This is a genomic window from Paenibacillus sp. CMM36, assembly GCF_053570945.1.
Window position 1 is genome coordinate 13,692 of the sequence record NZ_JBSEDY010000026.1, and the last position, 21,219, is coordinate 34,910.

Consider the following 21,219-nt stretch of genomic DNA (forward strand, 5'->3'; position numbering starts at 1 on the left):
GCCGCGAAGACGGGTACATGGTGCAGGACAGTCGCAGTTTGGGCTTGTCTTGTAGAAAATCTGTTATAGTCACGTCAAATCTCAACTATGTCTTACTCCAGACGGCGGGCTATGTAAGGAGGACGGAGGAAATGGGCATTTTCCAAAAAGAGGAGACCCATGAGTCACGCTCATCCAGCATGTCTTACGTATTGCGTTGGAAGCAAGAGAATGTGCGCCAGGCTGCTTTGGTTGCTATTTTTCTAATCGCGCTAACGATTATGATTTCAATTCTGATGTACACGCAATCTAAAAAACAAGTCTTTTTTGTCATTGATGGCAAGGCATCTGCGGTAGAAACCCGGGAATCCAAGCTTCAAGATTTGCTGAGCGAGCATTCCATTTCACTTCAGCCGCATGATACAATTTCTATGCCGCTAAATGGAGCAGTACAGGATGGGGACCGCGTAGTCATTAAACGTGCCAATCAAGTTAAAGTATCTTCAGGCAATGAGACGAAAAAGCTGTACACAACAGAAAATACAGTAGAAGGTGCCATTCGTACCTCGGGCTATAAATTATCGTCAACGGATAAAGTTTATCCTGCGTTGGATGCCTCTGTTTCGTCTAACATGGACATAAAAATCGTCCGTGTGAAGAAACAGCAGGTCGAACAGAAAAAACAGGTGCCTTATCAGGTCATCAAAACGGCCGATCCAAGTCTTTATAAAGGCGATAATCGGGTCATTCAAAGCGGCAAATCGGGTGTGGTAGTCCAGCACGTTCAAAAGGTATATCATGATGGAAAGTTGGTATCCAAACAGCTGGTTAACAAGGAAGTTGCACAGAACCGTGTGGATAAGGTTATTGCGGTAGGAACGAAGAAAAAGCCGGTCGTTCTTGCTGCTTCCGTCGGTCCCAATGATGCGGTTAAGACAACAACGGTTAGTTCGGGCAGTGCTGTCCGTAAAGCAGGCGTCAATTTTAAATATAGCAAAGTTTTACAAAATGTCTCCATGACGGCGTATTCCTCACAGGAGCCAGGTATCGGTACACGTACTGCATCCGGCACGCGCGTGACGGAAGGTCGTACCATCGCTGTCGATCCGAGTATAATTCCAATCGGCTGGTGGGTGTATATCGAAGGGGTGGGCTTCCGCCGTGCGGAGGATACCGGTGGCGCGATTAAAGGCCACAAAATCGATGTGTATTATGAGAGTTTGAGCCGAGCCAACCAATTTGGTCGTAAGCACGGTAAAACCGTATATGTTATCGGACCGGTAAAGCCTGAAATCAACTAAAACAGGTTGTGTATGTTGAGGGCAATGCGATAGTATTAACAACATAGTTATGCCATGCTAAGAAGAGGATATCCTCTTCTTATTTTGTTTTCAAAAGCAGGGAAAGATAAATATAGCTTGCTGTGTAGCAGTGGAGGGAAATGCAAATGATCAAGGAAGTGATCGTGGTAGAGGGCCGGGATGATACGGTGGCCATTCGCCGCGCTGTTGAAGCGGATACGATAGAAACTGGCGGCTCAGCCATTAATAAAATGACGCTGCGTAAAATTGCATTGGCGCAGGAGCGGCGGGGGGTCATCATTTTAACCGATCCCGATCATGCAGGGGAGCGCATCCGTAAGATTATCGCTTCCAAGGTACCCGGCTGCAAGCAGGCCTTTATACCCGAGGCAGAAGCGACGCGCAAAGGAGATATTGGTGTGGAGAATGCCTCACCGGAAGCGATCAGACACGCTCTCGCACGGGTTCATACGACAGTAGAAGGCGCCGACCCGCTGATTGAGTGGGCGGACCTGATTGATGCTGGACTTATCACCCACCCCAATGCTGCTGCACGCCGTATGGCCTTAGGGAATGTGCTGGGTATTGGTTATTGTAACGGAAAGCAGCTACATAAACGGCTCTCTGTATTTCAGATCAGCCGCGAGGAATTTGCCGGAGCGCTGGCACAAATTGAAAGTGAAGGATTGTGATATCCGTATGACAGGAATTCAAGATATAGCAACACCGCGGCGTACAAAGGAAATTATTCAACGGCACGGTTTTTCGTTCAAAAAGAGTTTGGGACAAAATTTCCTGATTGATCAAAATATTCTCAATAAGATTGTGAATGCTGCCGGATTGGATGAGACGAAGGGCGCACTTGAGATTGGTCCTGGGATTGGCGCTTTGACCGAGAAGCTGGCGCAATCGGCCAAGGTAGTTACCGCTGTTGAGATTGACCAGCGGCTACTGCCAATTCTCGAAGAAGTGTTGGCCCCTTATGAGCATGTGAAGGTACGTCATGGAGACGTGCTGAAGCTGGATTTACGCGAGGTGTTTGCAGCTGATTTTGCAGACGTGAGTAAAGTAAGTGTCGTGGCTAATCTGCCGTATTACGTTACTACACCGATTCTGATGAGGCTACTGGAGGACAAGCTTCCTTTGGAGAATATCGTCGTTATGATCCAAAAAGAAGTGGCTGAGCGTATGGCTGCGTCTCCTGGAACGAAGGATTACGGTAGCCTGAGCATTGCAGTACAATATTACAGCGAACCTGAATTGGTCTGTATTGTACCGAATACAGTATTTATTCCCCAGCCAAATGTGGAGTCTGCAGTCATTCGGTTGCGTGTACGGGAAGCCCCTCCGGTGGAAGTGGTGGATGAGAAGCACTTCTTTGAAGTGGTTCATGCTGCTTTTGCCCAGCGTCGTAAAACGATTTCCAATAACTTAAAAAGCCGATTCTTCACCAAAGAGAACAGGGACACGCTGGAGCCGCTGTTGCAACAAGCTGGTATTGAACCCTCCCGTCGAGGAGAAACGCTAAGTATTGAGGAATTTGCGCGTCTCAGTGCTGTTCTGGTGGAAGCAGGTATATCCTAAGCTGGAACCAAACTGTGCATTCACCCATACGATATACGAGGGGTGATACAGTGTGATGAGTTTAGGAGACTTGGTCGTTCGGAAATCGTACGGCGGAGATGTCACGTTTCGCGTTGAGGACATCCAGCGGGATAAAGCGATCATTAAGGGAATAGAATTTCGGTTGCTGGCCGATTCCCCGGTGAACGATCTGGTCAGAGTGCCTGCAGACCAGATTAGCGGTAAGACTCAGCAGGCTCACATTAAGGCTGGTGAGTCTCTTAATCTGTTGCAACGGGCACGCCAGCAGCAAGCTGCTCGTAGTCAGGCAGCTCTGGTTGGGGACTGGAGTGATCCAGTCGAGTCAACGTATTTTGAAATGCCGGGAAAGGTTCTTCATCTGGATGGGGATCCCGGCTATTTGAAAAAATGTCTCAGTTTATATGAACAGCTCCGTGTTCCTGCAGAGGGACATCACGTTCATGAATCGGCAATGGCGGATACGTTGTACCGGCTGCTTCCCCGTATCCGTCCGGATATTGTAGTGATTACCGGACATGATGGCGTGCTAAAGCAGCCACAGCCTTACGATTTGTACAGCTTGAAAAGTTATAAAAATTCGCAAAATTTTGTGGCGGCAATTCAGGTAGCAAGACAATATGAACGTCATCTGGATTCGCTGACCATTGTAGCGGGGGCGTGCCAGTCCCATTTTGAGGCGCTGCTGCGTGCGGGAGCGAACTTCGCCAGCTCACCAGGGCGTATCCTGATTCACGCGCTGGACCCCGTTTACGTGGCTGCCAAGGCGGCTTTTACTTCGATCCGTGATACGGTGAATATGGGGGACCTGTTTCACCAGACAATCAGCGGCAGTCGCGGAGTGGGTGGAATTGAAACCAGAGGAAGCTATCGCATCGGCCTGCCGAAGCTTGAAAATTTGTCAACGCTTAAAGTAACGCCTTCTGCAATCTAGGATTCAAATGTGCCAATAGGATTGACTTGAACAAAAAGCCTCTGCTTTCAGAGGCTTTTTGTCATTTTTTATATAAATTATTCCTGTTCGCAAAAAATTAAATTGACAACTTATTTTTCGTGTTGTTATAATATTTAGCTCGATTTGACAATCCCTCTAAAATTCGTTATAATGGACAAGGAAAGAGGTGGTCGTTAGGCAATGGCTAAAAATACGCTGTTGGAAATCAAACGCAGTCTCGACGCACATGTAGGGCAAAAAATTTTGCTGCGGGCTAACGGCGGACGCCGTAAGACCGTCGAACGAACTGGTGTCTTGGAAGAAACGTACCCTTCTGTTTTTATCGTCAAGCTGGATCAGGAGCAACAGACGTTTAAACGTGTCTCCTACAGCTATGCTGACATCCTTACCGAGTCGGTGGAAGTCAGCGTATATGATCCCGACTCCCATACAAGTGTAGTCGAATATTTTGAAACACCTTAATTCATTTCGTGATTTATACCAGCTTTGCAGGTTTAACGACGGCTTCGTCATTTCAAATGACGGGGCCGTTTTGTATATACAGAGCAGGATGAAGCATGACATCTCTGCACATACTAAGCCGGGAATGATCTTCCTTATTCCATTGCCGAAGGAGGCGTATGTATGAGCCGAAGAAGACGGAGTGTCATGTCGGAGGAGCTAAAGTACGAGCTGGCCAAAGATCTTGGATTTTACGACACGGTCAAGGAAGAAGGCTGGGGAGGCATTAAAGCCAAGGATGCGGGCAATATGGTCAAGCGGGCCATCCAGCTTGCTGAGCAGGCTGCTTCTCGCAAATCGTAGCCATCGGTGGTGCTGATGAAAAGCGGGGATATCCGGGATTAGACCGGGTCATCTCCGCTTTTTTGAACCTCATGACTTGACACGCTGAGTCTGATATAATATGTTAAGCTGTCTTGAGGGAAAAGTTGAAGGTGGGTGAACGCCTTGAAAATATATGAAAAAGCACCGGCGAAAATCAATTTAATGCTTGATGTTCTACGTAAACGGGACGATGGTTATCACGAGGTCGAAATGATTATGACCATGGTCGATCTGTCTGACCGATTGACGATGTCTGAGTTACCGCGTGATACCATTATTATTTCAAGTCAAGCCGGGTACATACCATTGGATGAAAAGAATTTGGCTTTTCAGGCTGCGCGTCTGATCAAAGAACGTTATAACGTGTCTACGGGCGTCCACATCCATCTGGATAAGCATATCCCGGTGGCAGCAGGGTTGGCGGGTGGAAGTAGTGATGCTGCCGCAGCGCTGCGTGGACTGAACAAGCTATGGAAGCTTGGTATCTCGGATGCCGAATTAAGGGTGCTGGGTGCGGAGCTGGGCTCAGATGTACCTTTCTGTATTACAGGGGGTACAGCTTTAGCGAGTGGACGCGGAGAACTGCTCAAGCCACTTCCGAATCCGCCACAATGCTGGGTGATCCTTGCGAAGCCGCCGATTAATGTATCGACGGCTGAAGTGTACGGTCGTGTCAAAGCGGATCAGATTACGCACCACCCGTCTGCACGCCAGATGGAGCATGCGATCCGTAACGCTTCTTTTACCGATGTATGCAACGCACTGGGGAATGTACTGGAGGATGTAACACTAAAGCTGTATCCAGAGGTAGAGCATCTTAAAAACTCCATGATCCGCTTAGGAGCAGACGGTGTGCTGATGTCAGGTAGTGGACCTACGGTGTTCGGACTAGTATCGAAGGAAGCCAAAGTGCCACGGATTTACAATGGACTAAGAGGGTTTTGTAAAGATGTGTACGCAGTACGACTTTTGACCTGATTTTAGATATTTCTTTCTTATTATAGTGGCAATTGTTGTACAAATACGTACGAAGATGATATATTTACTATTAAATATTCGGATTTCACTATATCACTTACATTCCGCCAGCAACCGGCCAGTCCGCCGGTGCTTTACTGTACGAAGCGGGCGGCAGGAGAATAGATCGCGAGGAATTGTTGTGAAAAAACTTAAAAGAAGCTCACGATTGGTGGAAATGACGCAATTTTTATTGTCACGGCCGCATACGCTGGTGCCTCTTACTCATTTTGCGGATCGCTACGGGGCAGCTAAGTCGTCCATAAGCGAGGATCTGGCCATCATCAAGGAAGTATTTGAGGATGAAGGTACTGGCGAGCTTCTGACGCTGGCGGGAGCGGCAGGGGGCGTGAAACTGATCCCGAGGCTTTCCAAGCAGCATGCGCTTGCGTTTGCGAACGACCTGTGTGCGCAACTGGAGCAGCCTGACCGCATATTACCGGGAGGATACCTGTATTTGTCCGATTTGCTGGGCCAACCTGCGATGATGAACGAAGCTGGTAAAATATTCGCGACCGCCTTTGCCAATCGTCAGATTGATGTGGTTATGACGGTGGAGACCAAGGGTATTCCACTTGCCTATGCAACCGGAGCACAGCTGAATTTGCCAGTCGTTCTCGTACGGCGTGATCATCAGGTGACAGAAGGCTCGGCTGTAAGCATTAATTATGTTTCAGGATCACAAAAGAGCCTGCATACGATGTCATTATCCAGACGTGCGATGCGTGAGAAATCGCGTGTGCTCATCGTAGATGATTTTATGAAGGCCGGTGGCACGATTCAGGGGATGGTCGACTTGCTGGCTGAGTTTGATGCTGAGGTGGCCGGTGTAGGTGTGCTGGTAGAATCGGGCGAGGTGGAGAACGAAGAGCGCCTGCTGCACGATTATATTTCACTGGCGAATCTGACCGCAGTCGATTCTCGAAGCAAGCAAATTACGGTCAAGCTGGGCAATTATTTTGATGAGTGAACAGGGCTGTAAATTGTCACAATCCATCATAAAATACCTAAATATGTCGAAAAGAAATCTTTTCAAAAAAATTACCTGAATTTAGGATACGAATTGCCGAAAAAAAGAAGGATTTCGAACTGCTGTGTGGAATGTATACACCAAGTCCTATTTGGAAAAAGGTGGTGAAACACACATGCAGATTACGGATGTTAGACTCCGCCGAGTGAACTCAGAAGGAAGAATGAAGGCGATTGCATCCATTACGATTGATAACGAGTTCGTTGTTCATGACATCCGAGTTATCGACGGTAATAACGGGATGTTCGTAGCTATGCCAAGCAAACGAACTCCAGACGGAGAGTTTCGCGATATCGCTCACCCGATATCTTCAGGAACCCGTGAGAAGATCCAAGCTGCTGTATTGACTGAGTACGAACGTGCGGCTGTGGATGAAGAAGTTGCTATTGAAGAAGGCGCTTAATTCGCCTAAAGCAGGATTGGGGAACAAAAGAAAAAGAGAGCCACTAACTGTGGCTCTCTTTTCTTTTTGTCTGGAATGAGATATATTCTTTAGTGAGTTAACAGTCAGTTTTAAGGCAACTTGGAGCCATCCGGGCTGCCGAAGCGGCTTTTTCATAAGACAGGGACTAGGCAGCGATGCGTCCCGGGGATGAATGTCCAGCACAAGCTGGCCTGAAAAAATAGCCATTAACCAAAGGTTCGCCGTTATTTTTCAGGAGGATTGTGAAAAGTTAAGCAAAATCTGATCTGGGAATTAACGTTTTAGCCAAGGGGTAACTGTTATTTTCAGGATAGGAGGTTGGACTTGTTGGAAAGGTTGGCAGTCATTCTTGCCGCAGGGCAGGGAAAACGTATGAAATCCAAATTATATAAAGTTCTGCATCCGGTGTGCGGAAAACCGATGGTTGGGCATGTGCTCGACACGGTTCGTGAAATCGGTGTGTCCCGAAGTGTAGTCGTCGTGGGTCATGGAGCAGAGGCGGTACAGTCTTATTTGGGACCGTCGGCAGAATATGCGCTTCAGGCAGAGCAGTTGGGAACGGGCCATGCTGTTAAGCAAGCCAAGGACTTGCTCGGTCAGGAAAAGGGTACAACCATTGTCATTTGTGGGGATACTCCTTTGATCACAGCGGAAACGCTAGAAGGCTTGGTGCAATTGCACGAGAGCCATGGGGCAGCTGCGACGATTTTGACCGCTGAGTTGGACGACCCGAAAGGATATGGACGAGTTATCCGTGATGCTTCCGGGGCCGTGCTCAAGATCGTGGAACAGAAAGATTGTTCACCTGAGGAGGATGCTGTCCGGGAGATCAATACGGGAACGTACTGCTTTGACAATGCCAAGCTGTTTGCAGCGCTGGACAAGGTAACGAACACCAATGCACAGCAGGAATATTACCTGACAGATGTCATTGGTATTTTGCATGGTGAAGGTGAACAGGTTGAGGCGTATTTGACAGATGATGTGTCTGAATCCATCGGTGTTAACGACAGAGTCGCTTTGTCGGTAGCTGAGGGTTATATGCGTGAGCGCATCGTTCGCAAGCATATGCTGAATGGTGTCACTGTCATTGATCCGTCTTCTACCTATATCGGGAGCGAGGTTGTTATTGGTTCCGATACGGTACTGTACCCGAACACATGGCTGCATGGTCAAACACAAATCGGAGAAGATTGTGTGATTGGTCCGCAGGCTGAGATTCAGAATACGATTATCCATTCAGGCGCAACGGTAAAACATTCGGTGTTGAACGAAGCGGAAGTGGGAAGCAGTACATCTGTGGGGCCGTTTGCTTATCTGCGTCCAGGCGCGAAGCTTGGCGAACATGTGAAAATTGGTGACTTTGTTGAGGTGAAAAATGCGACCATTGGAGATCATTCCAAGGTGTCTCATTTGAGCTATGTCGGTGATGCCAAGGTGGGTACAAATGTAAATATTGGCTGCGGGGCAATAACGGTCAATTATGATGGATATAATAAATCCATTACAGAAATTGAAGACGATGCCTTTATTGGCAGCAATGTGAATCTGATCGCCCCGATTAAGATTGGAAAAGGTGCTTATGTTGTAGCAGGCTCCACTGTAACACATGCTGTCCCTGATAACGATCTGGCTATTGCCAGACCACGTCAAGAGAACAAAGTCGGATATGCGGACAAAATCCGCGCACGTGCCAAAGCGAAGAAGAAAAGATCGGAATGACCTTAATCAGCAAGCTGTTGAATCTGTAATGAATGAACCAGCACGGAGGGTTTCTATTAATGACTTATTGCGATTCCAAACTCAAAATATTTACTTGTAACTCCAATCCGAAGTTAGCCCACCAGATTGCGGACTACATCGGCATCCCAATGGGGGAATCCCATACCACATCGTTTAGTGACGGTGAAATCCAGGTTAAGCTGTCGGAAAGCGTACGCGGCTGCCATGTGTATATTGTGCAGTCAACTTGTCTGCCGGTTAACGACAACTTGATGGAGTTATTGGTTATGATTGATGCACTTAAACGCGCTTCTGCCAAAAGTATCAATGTCGTTATGCCATATTACGGTTACGCTCGTCAGGATCGTAAAGCTCGTTCACGCGATCCGATTACAGCGAAACTTGTCGCTAACTTGATTGAAAAGGCGGGGGCTCACCGCGTAATCAGTATGGATTTGCATGCGATGCAGATTCAGGGATTCTTTGATATTCCAGTGGATCATATGCTGGGAGCACCAATTCTGGCCCAATATTTCCGTTCCAAGCAAATTGAGAACCCGATTGTCGTTTCACCCGATCATGGCGGGGTTGTTCGTGCGCGCAAGCTGGCGGACTTCCTGAGTGCGCCGCTCGCTATTATTGATAAGCGTCGTCCAGAGCCAAATGTCAGTGAAGTGATGAACATCATCGGGAACATTGAGGGTAAAACGGCTATTTTAATTGATGATATCATTGATACAGCCGGAACGATTGTATTAGGTGCAAATGCGCTTAAAGAAGGCGGCGTAAAAGATGTGTATGCGTGTTGTACACATGCCGTATTGTCTGGTCCTGCGATGGAAAGACTGGAGAATTCGCCATTAAAAGAGGTGGTTGTGACGGATACGATCCCGATCGTTCACCCGAATCCGACAAGCAAGCTGAAGGTATTGTCTGTGGCTCCATTAATGGGAGAAGCTATCATCCGTGTGCATGAAGAATTGTCGATCAGCAAACTGTTTGAAATCGAATAAGCGCTGGCTCATTAAAAAGGGGTTGCCTTTTCCATGTGGAAAAGGTAACCCCTATCAGCATGTCAGGCTAAAAGCCTGGGCGAGATATGAATGTGAAACGTTGACGATTGTATAGTGTGTCCTCTATTTCGACGAAATGCTCATTAAAACGCGCAACGATGCCAATCTGGATATGTACATTCCCGTCATAAACCTGGACAGGAACGGAATGTTTTAAATGATATAGAAAATGGCTGTCATATAAGAGGATATCACCTTGATTGAGCATACCGGCACGCACCTTCCTATTCATAACAGGATTTTGCAAAATTCGATTCCAGTCGCTCCAAAGTGCAATATATAGACGAACTAGACCATTTCGATCTATATATTGTTCATTGAAAGTCGCTTATTAGATTTTTGCAAAATCCTCAATACAACTATTTTACCAAAAAATCCAGACTGTGAAAGAGGGTGTCAAGGTTATGAAGTGGATTGTAGGATTGGGTAACCCCGGTCCCCAATACGAGAAAACGAGACATAATGTCGGATTTATGGCATTGGATGCTCTTGCCTCGCGTCATAACATCCAGATTAACCAAAGCAAATGCAAGGCGTTGATTGGAGAGGGCCACATTGGTGGCGTGAAAACTGTACTGATTAAGCCAATGACCTATATGAATCTATCAGGCGAGTCTCTACGTGCTTATATGGACTATTATAAGGCCGATATGGAAGATCTGGTTGTCGTGTACGATGACCTGGATACAGAAGTCGGTAAAATAAGATTGCGTTATCAAGGTAGCGCAGGCGGCCATAACGGCATTAAATCGATCATTCAACATACCGGCACGCAGTCCTTCAATCGGATTCGCATGGGCATTTCCCGCCCGGAGCCTGGACATGCTATTGTCGATTATGTTCTAGGTACCTTTCCAAAGAAGGAAAAAGAATTGCTGGCCGGAATGATCGAGGACACGTGCAACGCCTTAGAATACAGCTTGAGTCATCCGTTTGAACGGACGATGGCTGAATTCAACAAGTAAGTTTAGACGTAGGCAGACGGGCTTAAATGGAAGATTGTTGGACATACTGAAAGGTATAGAAAACTTTCAGGAGGCATATACATTACATGGTTGTTAATTATGTATGCAGACATTGTCGAACTTTCTTGGGACGAATTGATTCCGCGGCAATAACCGAAGAAAGGTTAGGCTTCCATTCCTTGACCCCTGCCGAACGTAGAGATATAATAGCGTATAATTCGGGCGGTGAAGTGACCGTCAAAGTCATTTGCGAGCATTGCAGTCAGGCACTGGAGAATAATCCAGAGCTGAGTCTGCTCGTTAATCCGCTCCAATAACAGGTATTCAACTGGTCCGATGTACCAGCTTGAGAGGTGAAGCGGCAATTCCGCTTATGGAGCCTTGGCAGCATTGCTGAGGCTTCTTTTTCGGTTTACATGTAACTATTTATAAGCATAAAGGGGTGCCTTTTTTGTTACAAGCACTTATTCAGGCTTTTACGAAGGATGCTGATTATGCATCCATTGCAGCAGGCATATCATCAGGGATGAAGGAACAACTGATATCAGGTTTATCAGGCTCTTCCCGACAGGTACTGATGGCCGCGCTTGCCGAAGATACCGGACGACCGTTAATGGTCATGACGCACAATATGTTTGCCGCTCAAAAAATAGCAGATGACTTACAGGAAGCGCTTTCCCCTGATCAGGTTTTATTGTATCCTGCCAATGAGCTGGTAGCTGCTGAAGCAGCCATATCCAGTCCAGAGACCTTATCCCAACGAATTGATGTATTGATACGCTGCGCCCAGGGTTTTCGTGGGATTGTTGTCGTGCCGTTTTCTGGTGTTCGACGTTTATTGCCAATGGCGGAAACATGGCGTGAGGCTCGTATTGAGCTGAAAGAAGGCGAAACAATTCAGCTGGAAGCGTTTTTGCTACATATGGTCGAGATGGGATACCAGCGTGTAGAGCGTGTGGAATCACGTGGAGAGATGAGCGTACGTGGAGGAATTATTGATTTTTATCCAATGACAACCCGTTGGGGCTATCGTGTGGAGCTGTTTGACGATGAAATTGATTCGATCCGTAAGTTTGATCCGCAAGATCAGCGCTCGGTGGAAAAGGTTCAGGCCGTTACTGTAACGCCGTGTAAGGAAGTTATTGCGAATAACCAGCGTATGGATCAGGCGGCAGATGCCGCTGCTATTTTGTTGGAGGAGCAGCTGGGCAAAATGACGGATCGTCAAGCTAAGCAGCATCTGAAAGAAGAGATCCATCGTGAAATTGAGTTGCTGCGAGAGCATGTGTATTTTGACGAAATCTATAAATATATCTCCCTGCTGTATCCTGAACGTAAAACCCTGGCAGATTATATGCCGGAAGATACGATTCTGATTATTGACGAACCGGCGCGTATGCTGGAAACAGCCAAGCAACTGGAACGGGATGAGTCAGAATGGAATCTGCATTTGCTTCAAAACGGTAAAACGTTACCGCAGCTAGAACTGTCAGACGACGCGGACAATCTGCTGTACAACCGGAGATTTCAGACGTTGTTCCTGTCGATTTTCCTCCGTCAGGTTCCTCATACCCAGCCGCAAAATATTTTGAACTTCATCTGCCGAGGCATGCAGGATTTCCATGGCCAAATGAATGTGCTCAAGGCGGAGATGGATCGTTGGCGCAAAGCTGGCACACAGGTTATGATGCTGGCGAGTGGAGATGAACGTCTGGACCGGATGCGCCGAGTGCTTGAGGATTATGGTATTGATGAGCCGACGATGGCTATCGGCAATCTGCAAAGCGGTTTTGAAATGCCATCTATTCACCTGGCGGTCATTACCGAGGGTGAAATGTTTTCTCAGAAGCAGCGGAAAGCTCGTAAGCAGGGCCGCCATGTGGACAATGCAGAACGAATTAAGAGCTATAGCGAGCTGAAGGTGGGCGACTACGTCGTACACCAAAATCACGGGATCGGGAAGTACATGGGGATCGGCACGCTGGAGGTTGGCGGTATCCATAAGGATTACATGCATGTCCTCTACGCGGGTGGAGATAAGCTGTCAGTGCCGATTGAACAAATTGATCTGATTCAGAAATATGTTGGCTCAGAGGACAAGGAACCCAAGATTTATAAACTGGGTGGCAATGAGTGGACACGGGTTAAAAGTAAGGTGCGCAGCTCGGTTCAGGATATTGCGGATGACTTGATCAAGCTATATGCAGAACGACAGTCGGCACCAGGGTTTGCTTTTGAAAAGGATTCACCGGAGCAACAAGAGTTTGAGGATATGTTCCCGTATGATGAGACACGTGACCAGATTCGGGCCATCGAAGAGATTAAGAAGGACATGGAGCAGAGCCGCCCGATGGATCGTTTGCTATGCGGTGATGTAGGTTACGGCAAAACTGAAGTTGCGATTCGTGCTGCTTTTAAGTCTGCTATTGAAGGCAAACAAGTAGCGGTGCTGGTACCGACGACGATTTTGGCACAGCAACACTATGAGACGTTCCGTGAACGTTTTTCAGGGTATCCGTTCAATATTCAGGTATTGAGCCGTTTCCGCTCGCGCAAAGAGCAGAATGAAACGATTAAAGGGGTCCGGCAAGGCACGGTCGATATTGTCATTGGTACCCATCGTCTGTTGTCGCAGGATCTGGTGTTTAAGGATTTGGGAATGCTGATTGTCGATGAAGAACAGCGATTTGGCGTAACCCACAAGGAAAAGCTGAAGAAGCTGAAAACGAACGTAGATGTGCTGACGTTAACGGCAACACCTATTCCGCGTACGTTGCATATGTCCATGCTGGGTGTACGTGACTTGTCAGTCATTGAGACGCCACCGGAAAACCGTTTTCCAGTGCAAACGTATGTGGTTGAGCATAGCCAGACTCTAGTCCGTGAGGCCATTGAACGCGAGATGGCACGCGGAGGGCAGGTGTACTATCTGTATAATCGTGTGCAGGGCATTCAGGAGATGGCTGCAGAGATCAATGCGCTCGTACCGGAGGCCAAGGTGGGCGTGGGTCACGGACAAATGTCCGAAACCGAACTGGAGAAAACTATTTTGGATTTCCTGGATGGCGAATATGATGTGCTGGTCAGTACCAGCATTATTGAAACCGGCGTGGATATTCCCAATGTGAATACACTCATTGTGCATGATGCCGATAAAATGGGGCTATCCCAGCTTTATCAGCTGCGTGGGCGTGTAGGTCGTTCCAATCGGATTGCCTATGCTTATTTCACGTACCAGCGGGATAAGGTGCTCACGGAAGTGGCGGAGAAGCGCCTTCAGTCGATTAAAGAATTTACGGAGCTGGGCTCCGGCTTCAAGATTGCAATGCGCGATTTGTCCATCCGCGGCGCGGGTAACTTGCTTGGCGCTGAGCAGCATGGATTCATCGCATCCGTCGGCTTTGATCTTTACTCGCAGATGCTGGCTGAGGAAATTAATAAACGTAAAGTCAGCGTACTTGGAGAAGAGGATCAGTCCAATCGGAATTGGAGTACGTCGATTGATTTAGGCGTCGATGCTTACCTGCCGGGTGACTATATTTATGACAGCATCCAGAAAATTGAGATTTATAAAAAGGTTGCAGCGGTCAGTACCTTTGACGAGGCTTCTGAACTGGAGGATGAACTGGTCGACCGATTTGGCGATCTGCCAGAGGCTGTGCGTCATTTGCTAGCCGTGGCTCGCCTCAAGGTATATGGACGCATGTATGGCATCGAGTCCATAGTGCAACGGGATGACAATATCGTGTTGAAATTCCATGAAGGGCGTCAGCAGGCGGTACAGACCGCCAAACTTGCCGAGATTGGCAATCGCTTTGAAAGACGTGTACAATTTGAACAGGGCACATCTATGAGCGCACGCATAAAGGGCAAAGGTCTAAATGATCCACAGTTGCTAGAACTGCTGGAACAATTTTTGAGTGCATTGAAAGAAGCATTCACATTGAAGGAGGAACTGCAAAATGCCACAACTAAATAAAAGAAAACCTTGGAGAATGCTCTCCTTGGGAATGGCAGCGCTGCTAGCTATATCGGTTCTGGCAGCATGTACGAAGCAACCGGATGAGAACAAGGTCAAGGATGAACCGAAGGACAACAGCAAGGTTGTCGTGACCTATAAGGGTGGAACGATTACCGAAAATGAGTTCAACCAAGAAATCAGTATGATGAAATTCCTGTACCCAGAGTATGAGGCTGCGTTAGCTTCGGATCAGGTACGAGAGCAAATTGTAAAGCAGGAAGTGGTGTACAAGCTTCTGGCGGCTAAAGCGGACGACAAAGCCAAGGAGCAGGGTGCCAAAGAAGGGAACGAACAACTGGAGCAGTATAAAAAGTCAGTCGGAGAAGATAAGTTCAAGACATTTCTGAGTGATAAGAAACTGACTGAACAAGGTGTGAAAGATTACTTCACGCGTGTAATGACGGTAATCAACAGCGAAACTAACAAAGTAACAGATGATCAGCTAAAACAGGAATTTGAGAAAAATAAAGATCAATTCACGACAGCAACCGTGCGTCATGTATTGATTAACTTCCAAGATCCTAAAACAAAGAAACAGCGCAAAAAAGAGGATGCCCTCAAGCTGGCGAAAGAAGTGAAGGCGAAGCTGGACGGAGGAGCGGATTTTGCGACGATTGCCAAGAAATATTCAGAAGACCCAGGTTCTGCGTCTAACGGAGGTCTGTATGAGAATGCATCCGTAGCGCAATGGGTACCTGCCTTTAAAGAGGCCGCTGAGACCCAACCGATTAACAAAATCGGTGAGCCGGTGGAAACGGAATACGGATATCACGTGATCAAAGTGGAGTCCCGCAATGAGCCAACGTTTGATAAATTGAAAGACAACGAAAAGGCTGCCCTGAAAAATAAATTGGCCGGGGAAAGTATCCAAAACTTTACCGAAAATGATTTGACGAAACTTGATTTGAAAATCAATCTGCCGAAGGTACCAGCTACGCAAGAGAAAAGCGGTGCAACTTCTGGTGCCGGTAGCACAACTACACCGGGCGCAACAACAAACGGTACGGGCGATGCCAAGGCAGGAACAGCCAAAGATGGAGCTACAAACGAAGGTAAATAACTGAACATGCATAAGGAATTGGGAACAGATGAATACTATGGTCAGATATCACCATAAACACCATGACCGTGACGTTCTTCGTGACCGCTTCTGGGGGAGTGGAAGCGTCTTTCGATACCGTCAGTAGTTTACTAAATTCTTCTTGAGAAAGTGGGGCAACATGTGAAATGAAAGCTACTGGTATAGTTCGCCGTATTGATGACCTTGGGCGGGTAGTTATTCCAAAGGAAATTCGCCGCACCTTGAGAATTCGTGAAGGAGATCCGCTTGAGATTTTTGTGGATCGTGACGGAGAAGTCATTTTGAAAAAGTATTCACCTATTGGTGAACTTGGTGATTTCGCCAAAGAATATGCTGAGTCCCTGTTTGAAAGCACGGGTCATATTACAATGATTACCGATCGGGACACCATTATTACGGTGGCTGGAGGCTCTAAAAAAGAGTTTCTGGACAAGCCAATCGGTAGCATTATCGAAGGTAGTATGGATAATCGCAAAACTGTGCTGGAGACAGCCAGCGGCTCTTATGAGCTAACGCGAGACCACGAAGAAACACTCTCGTCCTTTGTGGCGGCTCCCATTGTTTCCGGTGGTGATCCCATTGGTTCCGTTGTATTGTTGAACAAGGACGAAAATGTAAAAATGTCCGAAATGGAGGTCAAAATGGCTGAAACAGCCGCTGGCTTCCTGGGCAAACAAATGGAACAGTAACATCCCGTTTCACCCCTGTATGACGTACAGAATGGCGAAAGCCGTCCTACGTTGCACAGGGTTTTTTTTTCTTTCCGTGAGAAGAGGCGGTATAATAGGACTCGGGTAAGATGCATATTTCAGGTGGGAGTGGAGACGGAGAATGCAGGAAAATCGCGCCGCTTCGCGGCTGCTACGAGGTGCTGTCATTTTGACACTGGCAGCGGTAGCGAGCAAGCTGATCGGCACAGTGCAAAAAATCCCGCTGCAGAATATCGGCGGCGACGGCGTGTTTGGCATTTATAATACGGTTTATCCTTTTTATACGCTGTTCATTACCATTGCAGCTGCTGGATTTCCGGCTGCAATATCCAAATTTGTAGCTGAGTTTGAGGCAGTGGGAAACCGAGCAGCGGGGCAACGTGTTGCTCGGTTATCTTCGCTTGTCTTGGGTGTCTTCGGATTAATCCTGGGCGTGCTGATGTATACGTGTGCGCCGCTCATTGGTCAATGGATCGACAATGCTCACGTCATTCCGTCGGTGAGGGCGGCGGCGTTTGCCTTTTTGTTCGTGCCGGTTATGGCGGGACTGAGAGGATATTTTCAAGGTTTGCAAAATATGCTTCCGACTGCTGTTTCCCAAGTGACGGAGCAGGCGATAAGGGTAAGCGTGATGATTATACTGTTGCTGCTCATGCTGTCACAAGGAGCGGGAGCAGATATGATTGCTGCCGGAGCCGTGTTTGGTTCAGCAGCAGGTGGAGCAGCGGGCTTGGTCGTCATGTTGCTATATTGGCGAAATCACAGGAAGAGGCTTAGAAGGCAAGGGACGGTCATGGCGACAGTGCAAGCACAAGCTGGAGAGCTACACCCAGCGGAAAGCAATGGTGCCTTGTTAAAGGCGATACTGCGTTATGCCCTGCCTGTTTGCCTTGGAGCGCTAGCCGTTCCGTTAATTAGCCTGGTAGACACATTTACTGTACCTCGCTTGTTAAAGCAGGAGGGATTGGACGATACTGCGGTTATGGTGGCCTTTGGCGTGTATAACCGAGGTCTGCCGCTGGTACAGCTAGTCATGATGTTTGCCACCACCCTGTCGGCATTATTCATTCCATCGCTGGCTGAGGCCCGGGTAACCGGCGGTACGGAACTGGCACGTCGCCAGTGCGAGCAATCGCTGCGCTGGTTTTGGCTACTGGGACTGGCCGCTGCGACAGGCTTGATCGTGCTGGCTGTGCCCGTCAATGTGATGCTGTATGCGGACGACACCGGCAGCGGGGTCATGCGCTGGATGGCGCTAACCGCCGTTGGCGGCACGCTCAGCATCATCTCGGCTGCGCTGCTGCAAGGGCTTGGCGCGGTTCGCGCGCCGGCTCTGGCGATGCTCGCGGCCGCAGCAGCCAAGGCGCTGCTAAACTGGCTACTCGTGCCGCATCTAGGCACGGCTGGAGCCGCCATTGCGGGGGCTGTCGCCTATCTGCTGGCGGCAGTGATCAACATCGTGCTGCTGGCTCGCTTGGTAGGCCTGCGCGCGAGCTGGTCCGCCAGCGTGCTCAAGCCGGCGGCGCTGCTTATCGCCCTGGCTGGTGCGGCCGGGGCAGCGATGTGGGGCACCAGCGCTGTGCTGGGTGCCTTGGGGTGGGCTGCCGAAGGTCGTGCCACGGCAGCCGTGGAGAGCCTGCTGGGTGTAGCCGCAGGCGCCGCAGTGTTCGTGATCGGCCTCGCACGCTTGAGGCTGATCACGGAAGCCGAGCTTGTGGCGGTGCCCAAGCTCGGACGCCCGCTGGCAGCCGTGCTGCGCAGGCTACGTGTACTGGCTTAGCCAGGCATACGGCTTACGGCGTGAATCGGCACAGCCATTTTATGAGCCTATACCACTTTGTGGTATAGTAATGCCAAAGCAAAGGAAGCGGAGGCGGGGTTAGGCCGTGTATTTTTTCGAGCATGAGCCTTGTTTCTGCGAAACGGAGGATGGGATATGAGCGTAACATTAACGGTCGTAGGTTTGGGCTCGGGGGATCCGGATCAGCTTACGATAGGGATATTGAACAAAATGCGAGGCGCTTCAGCGCTGTATCTGCGGACCAAGGAGCATCCTGCGGTTCAAGTGCTGAATGAGTTTGAGGTGGCTTTTGAGTCGTTTGACGAGGTATATGAGACAAAAGAGTCTTTCCCAGAGGTATACGAGGAAATTACCAGCCAATTGATTACGACGGCTGCTAAGGCGGCAGACGGAAGCGAAATCGTCTATGCGGTTCCTGGTCACCCTATGGTGGCAGAAGCAGCGGTGCAGTTGCTTAAGGAGCGTTGTCCTGCGCAAGGGATTGAACTGAATATTCTGGGCGGCGAAAGTTTCCTGGATGAAGCTTTTGTGCGTCTTGGTTTTGATCCGATTGAGGGTTTTCAGCTGCTGGACGCAGGAACACTGGATGCCAGCTGGCTCCAGCCTCAGCTGCATACGCTGATCGGACAGGTGTATGACACCTTTACGGCTTCTGATGTGAAGCTGTGCCTGATGGAGCGGTATCCTGACGATTATGAGGTATATGTCGGTCACGCTCTTGGGGTAGAAGGGGAGGAAGCGGTGCACAAGGTACCGCTGTACGAGCTGGATCGAGTAGAGGGCTACGGGAACCTATCCTTGGTATACGTACCTCGCAGTGAAGATGAAGCGCTGAAACGGCGTTCTTTTGACCGTTTACACGAGATTGTCGATATTTTGCGCAGTCCGGAAGGCTGTCCTTGGGATCGTGAACAGACACATCAGTCGATTCGCAAAAATCTGATCGAAGAAACGTATGAAGTCATCGAAACGATAGATGAGGACGACCCTGAGCATATGAAGGAAGAGCTGGGCGATCTGTTGTTGCAAATTTTGCTGCATGCCCAAATGGAAGAGGAAGTCGGAACCTTCAATGTGTATGATGTAATTCAGGGGCTGAATGATAAGCTTATTTTCCGTCATCCGCATGTGTTCGGTGATAATCAAGCGAATGATGCGGAAGAGGCGCTGCAAAACTGGGAGCAGATGAAGGCTGAGGAAAAACGGCTTAAAGGCACGACGGCAGCATATCCTTCTGTACTGGACGGGGTTCCGCGTGATCTGCCTGCTCTTATGAAATCGTACAAGCTCCAGAAGAAAGCAGCTAAAGTAGGCTTTAACTGGGATAGCATTGAGGGCGTATTCGATAAATTGGACGAAGAAGTGGCTGAGCTGAAGGAAGCGGTTCGTGAAGGGCATGCTGTGGAAGCCCAGTTGCTGGAGTTAGGCGATGTGTTATTTGTTGCCGTGAATGCAGCCCGGTTTATGGGAGTAGACCCGGAAGAGGCATTGTCGGCTACCAATCGCAAATTTGTCGACCGTTTCCAGTATATTGAGCAGAAATTACGCGAGCAGGGGCGTCGTCCCGAAGAAAGCAGCGTAGATGAAATGGAGACTTACTGGCAGGAAGCGAAAAAGCTCCTTGGTAAAGCGTGATTCCACATATTCGCTTTTGGCTGCACAGAACAGTAAAATGAGACATATGCAGGGTTGAAAGAAGGCCCAGTTTGAGAGGACTTGCCAATGGGCAGAGTTTTGTAGTAGGATGTTGGCTTGACTGGGGTCGAATAAAAAAACGCCTGTCATTGCAGGATTTTTACGGACAAGCCAGAATAACTTGTAGTAATTCTGAAAATAACTGTAGCTTATAGTTAAGCGTGTTACAGTGACATTCAGAAGGGCTTCGGCCACAGTTGGACCTCACGTCTGCTCCATCAATGGACATGTAGCGTGATGATTATTTTTTGACATTTGGGAGGCTTTTATCTTATGAACAAGACAGATCTGATCAACAATATTTCCAGCAAAAGCGGTTTGAGCAAACGTGACGTTGAAGCTGTATTGAATGGCGTTCTTGGTGAAATTACAGATGCACTCGCTAGCGGTGACAAAGTGCAACTGATCGGCTTTGGTACTTTCGAAACACGCAAGCGTTCCAGCCGTACAGGCCGCAATCCACAAACCGGTAACACGATTGAAATTCCAGAATCGACCGTTCCTGCTTTTAAAGCCGGTAATAAGCTTAAAGAAGCCGTTAACTAATGCGTCTTGATAAATTCTTGAAAGTCTCGCGGCTGATTAAGCGGCGTACGGTAGCCAAGGACGTCTCCGAACAAGGGAGAGTGCTGGTGAACGGACGCGAAGCCAAGCCGAGCAGTGCGGTCAAAGTAGGCGATGAAATTACCGTCCAGTTTGGCCAGAAGCTGGTGACCGTGCGAGTGGAACGGCTCGCCGACACTACACGCAAGGACGAGGCTGCAAGTATGTACACGTTGGTAAAGGAAGAGCCTATTGCCAGGGACAATGGTTTGAACTGGTAAGCAGACATCTGACTTTCTCACAACTGTACATGAAAGCATTCCTTCATTATTTTATGAAGGAATGCTTTCAGATTGTCGAGAAACCCCGTCATTTTGAGACGTGGGTTTCTTTTTCACATCATAATGCTCTGGTCTCTGGAGAAGCAGGGGGGGGTTACCCCTGTTTCTCCAGGCGATCTAGGTGGATCGCCATC

The 21,219-nt window shown here is 48.5% G+C and carries 21 protein-coding genes; 20 read left to right on the plus strand and 1 reads right to left on the minus strand.

Translation table 11 applies throughout. The annotated features are described in order from the left end of the window. The first annotated feature begins 131 nt into the window (after nucleotides 1-131). The 11 genes from ACWA2B_RS26535 to ACWA2B_RS26585 all read left to right on the plus strand — a co-directional run bounded on the left by ACWA2B_RS26535 (nucleotide 132) and on the right by ACWA2B_RS26585 (nucleotide 9,868). Complete coding sequence (locus ACWA2B_RS26535; protein WP_029519383.1) at nucleotides 132-1,280, plus strand: 3D domain-containing protein; 1,149 nt, start codon at nucleotides 132-134, stop codon at nucleotides 1,278-1,280. A 146-nt stretch (nucleotides 1,281-1,426) separates the two neighbouring features. After that, the gene (rnmV, locus tag ACWA2B_RS26540) at nucleotides 1,427-1,972 is read left to right on the plus strand and encodes a ribonuclease M5 (protein WP_013308117.1); all 546 of its coding nucleotides are present in this window, start codon (nucleotides 1,427-1,429) and stop codon (nucleotides 1,970-1,972) included. Between the two features lie 7 nt (nucleotides 1,973-1,979). After that, nucleotides 1,980-2,864, plus strand: coding sequence for a 16S rRNA (adenine(1518)-N(6)/adenine(1519)-N(6))-dimethyltransferase RsmA (gene rsmA / locus ACWA2B_RS26545; RefSeq protein ID WP_209950312.1), 885 nt, complete (start codon nucleotides 1,980-1,982; stop codon nucleotides 2,862-2,864). Nucleotides 2,865-2,919: 55 nt separating this feature from the next. Continuing rightward, nucleotides 2,920-3,816 carry a sporulation peptidase YabG gene (gene yabG / locus ACWA2B_RS26550; RefSeq protein WP_023986432.1) on the plus strand — a complete coding sequence of 299 codons (897 nt, stop codon included), beginning with the start codon at nucleotides 2,920-2,922 and terminating at the stop codon, nucleotides 3,814-3,816. Between the two features lie 201 nt (nucleotides 3,817-4,017). Next, entirely contained in the window at nucleotides 4,018-4,299 is a 282-nt protein-coding gene (veg, locus tag ACWA2B_RS26555) for a biofilm formation stimulator Veg (RefSeq protein WP_013308120.1), read from the plus strand. A gap of 162 nt (nucleotides 4,300-4,461) precedes the next feature. Next, nucleotides 4,462-4,641, plus strand: coding sequence for a small, acid-soluble spore protein, alpha/beta type (locus tag ACWA2B_RS26560; protein ID WP_007428013.1), 180 nt, complete (start codon nucleotides 4,462-4,464; stop codon nucleotides 4,639-4,641). A 144-nt stretch (nucleotides 4,642-4,785) separates the two neighbouring features. After that, a complete protein-coding gene (gene ispE, locus ACWA2B_RS26565; RefSeq protein WP_029519377.1) occupies nucleotides 4,786-5,640 on the plus strand; it encodes a 4-(cytidine 5'-diphospho)-2-C-methyl-D-erythritol kinase in 855 nt (284 codons plus the stop codon). Between the two features lie 181 nt (nucleotides 5,641-5,821). Next, nucleotides 5,822-6,649, plus strand: coding sequence for a pur operon repressor (purR, locus tag ACWA2B_RS26570; RefSeq protein ID WP_013308122.1), 828 nt, complete (start codon nucleotides 5,822-5,824; stop codon nucleotides 6,647-6,649). A gap of 175 nt (nucleotides 6,650-6,824) precedes the next feature. After that, complete coding sequence (gene spoVG, locus ACWA2B_RS26575; protein WP_007428016.1) at nucleotides 6,825-7,112, plus strand: septation regulator SpoVG; 288 nt, start codon at nucleotides 6,825-6,827, stop codon at nucleotides 7,110-7,112. 345 nt (nucleotides 7,113-7,457) lie between these two features. Further along, the gene (gene glmU, locus ACWA2B_RS26580; RefSeq protein ID WP_209950313.1) at nucleotides 7,458-8,855 is read left to right on the plus strand and encodes a bifunctional UDP-N-acetylglucosamine diphosphorylase/glucosamine-1-phosphate N-acetyltransferase GlmU; all 1,398 of its coding nucleotides are present in this window, start codon (nucleotides 7,458-7,460) and stop codon (nucleotides 8,853-8,855) included. Nucleotides 8,856-8,914: 59 nt separating this feature from the next. Further along, the gene (locus ACWA2B_RS26585; protein WP_013308125.1) at nucleotides 8,915-9,868 is read left to right on the plus strand and encodes a ribose-phosphate diphosphokinase; all 954 of its coding nucleotides are present in this window, start codon (nucleotides 8,915-8,917) and stop codon (nucleotides 9,866-9,868) included. Between the two features lie 67 nt (nucleotides 9,869-9,935). Here the strand turns inward: ACWA2B_RS26585 and ACWA2B_RS26590 are convergent, their stop codons facing one another. Next, nucleotides 9,936-10,136 (minus strand): hypothetical protein, encoded by a 201-nt coding sequence (locus tag ACWA2B_RS26590; protein ID WP_029519375.1) that lies wholly within the window; start codon nucleotides 10,134-10,136, stop codon nucleotides 9,936-9,938. A 196-nt stretch (nucleotides 10,137-10,332) separates the two neighbouring features. On the opposite strand from ACWA2B_RS26590, the gene pth reads away from it, so the two are divergent. The 9 genes from pth (at nucleotide 10,333) to ACWA2B_RS26635 (ending at nucleotide 21,025) form a co-directional block, all read left to right on the plus strand. Then, on the plus strand, nucleotides 10,333-10,893 hold the full coding sequence (gene pth / locus ACWA2B_RS26595) for an aminoacyl-tRNA hydrolase (protein WP_029519374.1): 561 nt from the start codon (nucleotides 10,333-10,335) through the stop codon (nucleotides 10,891-10,893). A gap of 86 nt (nucleotides 10,894-10,979) precedes the next feature. Further along, nucleotides 10,980-11,210 (plus strand): anti-sigma-F factor Fin family protein, encoded by a 231-nt coding sequence (locus ACWA2B_RS26600; protein ID WP_007428020.1) that lies wholly within the window; start codon nucleotides 10,980-10,982, stop codon nucleotides 11,208-11,210. Nucleotides 11,211-11,344: 134 nt separating this feature from the next. Next, complete coding sequence (gene mfd / locus ACWA2B_RS26605; protein ID WP_029519373.1) at nucleotides 11,345-14,872, plus strand: transcription-repair coupling factor; 3,528 nt, start codon at nucleotides 11,345-11,347, stop codon at nucleotides 14,870-14,872. Beyond that, complete coding sequence (locus tag ACWA2B_RS26610; protein ID WP_209950314.1) at nucleotides 14,856-15,974, plus strand: peptidylprolyl isomerase; 1,119 nt, start codon at nucleotides 14,856-14,858, stop codon at nucleotides 15,972-15,974. Before mfd ends, ACWA2B_RS26610 begins: the two co-directional genes overlap by 17 nt. 167 nt (nucleotides 15,975-16,141) lie before the next feature. Next, nucleotides 16,142-16,684 (plus strand): stage V sporulation protein T, encoded by a 543-nt coding sequence (gene spoVT / locus ACWA2B_RS26615; RefSeq protein WP_029519371.1) that lies wholly within the window; start codon nucleotides 16,142-16,144, stop codon nucleotides 16,682-16,684. 142 nt (nucleotides 16,685-16,826) lie between these two features. Then, a complete protein-coding gene (locus tag ACWA2B_RS26620; RefSeq protein ID WP_342434691.1) occupies nucleotides 16,827-18,485 on the plus strand; it encodes a putative polysaccharide biosynthesis protein in 1,659 nt (552 codons plus the stop codon). Between the two features lie 156 nt (nucleotides 18,486-18,641). After that, the gene (locus ACWA2B_RS26625) at nucleotides 18,642-20,141 is read left to right on the plus strand and encodes a bifunctional methyltransferase/pyrophosphohydrolase YabN (protein WP_029514619.1); all 1,500 of its coding nucleotides are present in this window, start codon (nucleotides 18,642-18,644) and stop codon (nucleotides 20,139-20,141) included. A gap of 333 nt (nucleotides 20,142-20,474) precedes the next feature. Further along, nucleotides 20,475-20,747: an HU family DNA-binding protein gene (locus ACWA2B_RS26630; RefSeq protein WP_007428028.1), complete on the plus strand. Its 273-nt coding sequence runs from the start codon at nucleotides 20,475-20,477 to the stop codon at nucleotides 20,745-20,747. Next, nucleotides 20,747-21,025 carry an RNA-binding S4 domain-containing protein gene (locus ACWA2B_RS26635; RefSeq protein ID WP_016818913.1) on the plus strand — a complete coding sequence of 93 codons (279 nt, stop codon included), beginning with the start codon at nucleotides 20,747-20,749 and terminating at the stop codon, nucleotides 21,023-21,025. The genes ACWA2B_RS26630 and ACWA2B_RS26635 overlap by 1 nt, the downstream gene beginning before the upstream one ends. The last annotated feature ends 194 nt before the right edge of the window (nucleotides 21,026-21,219 follow it).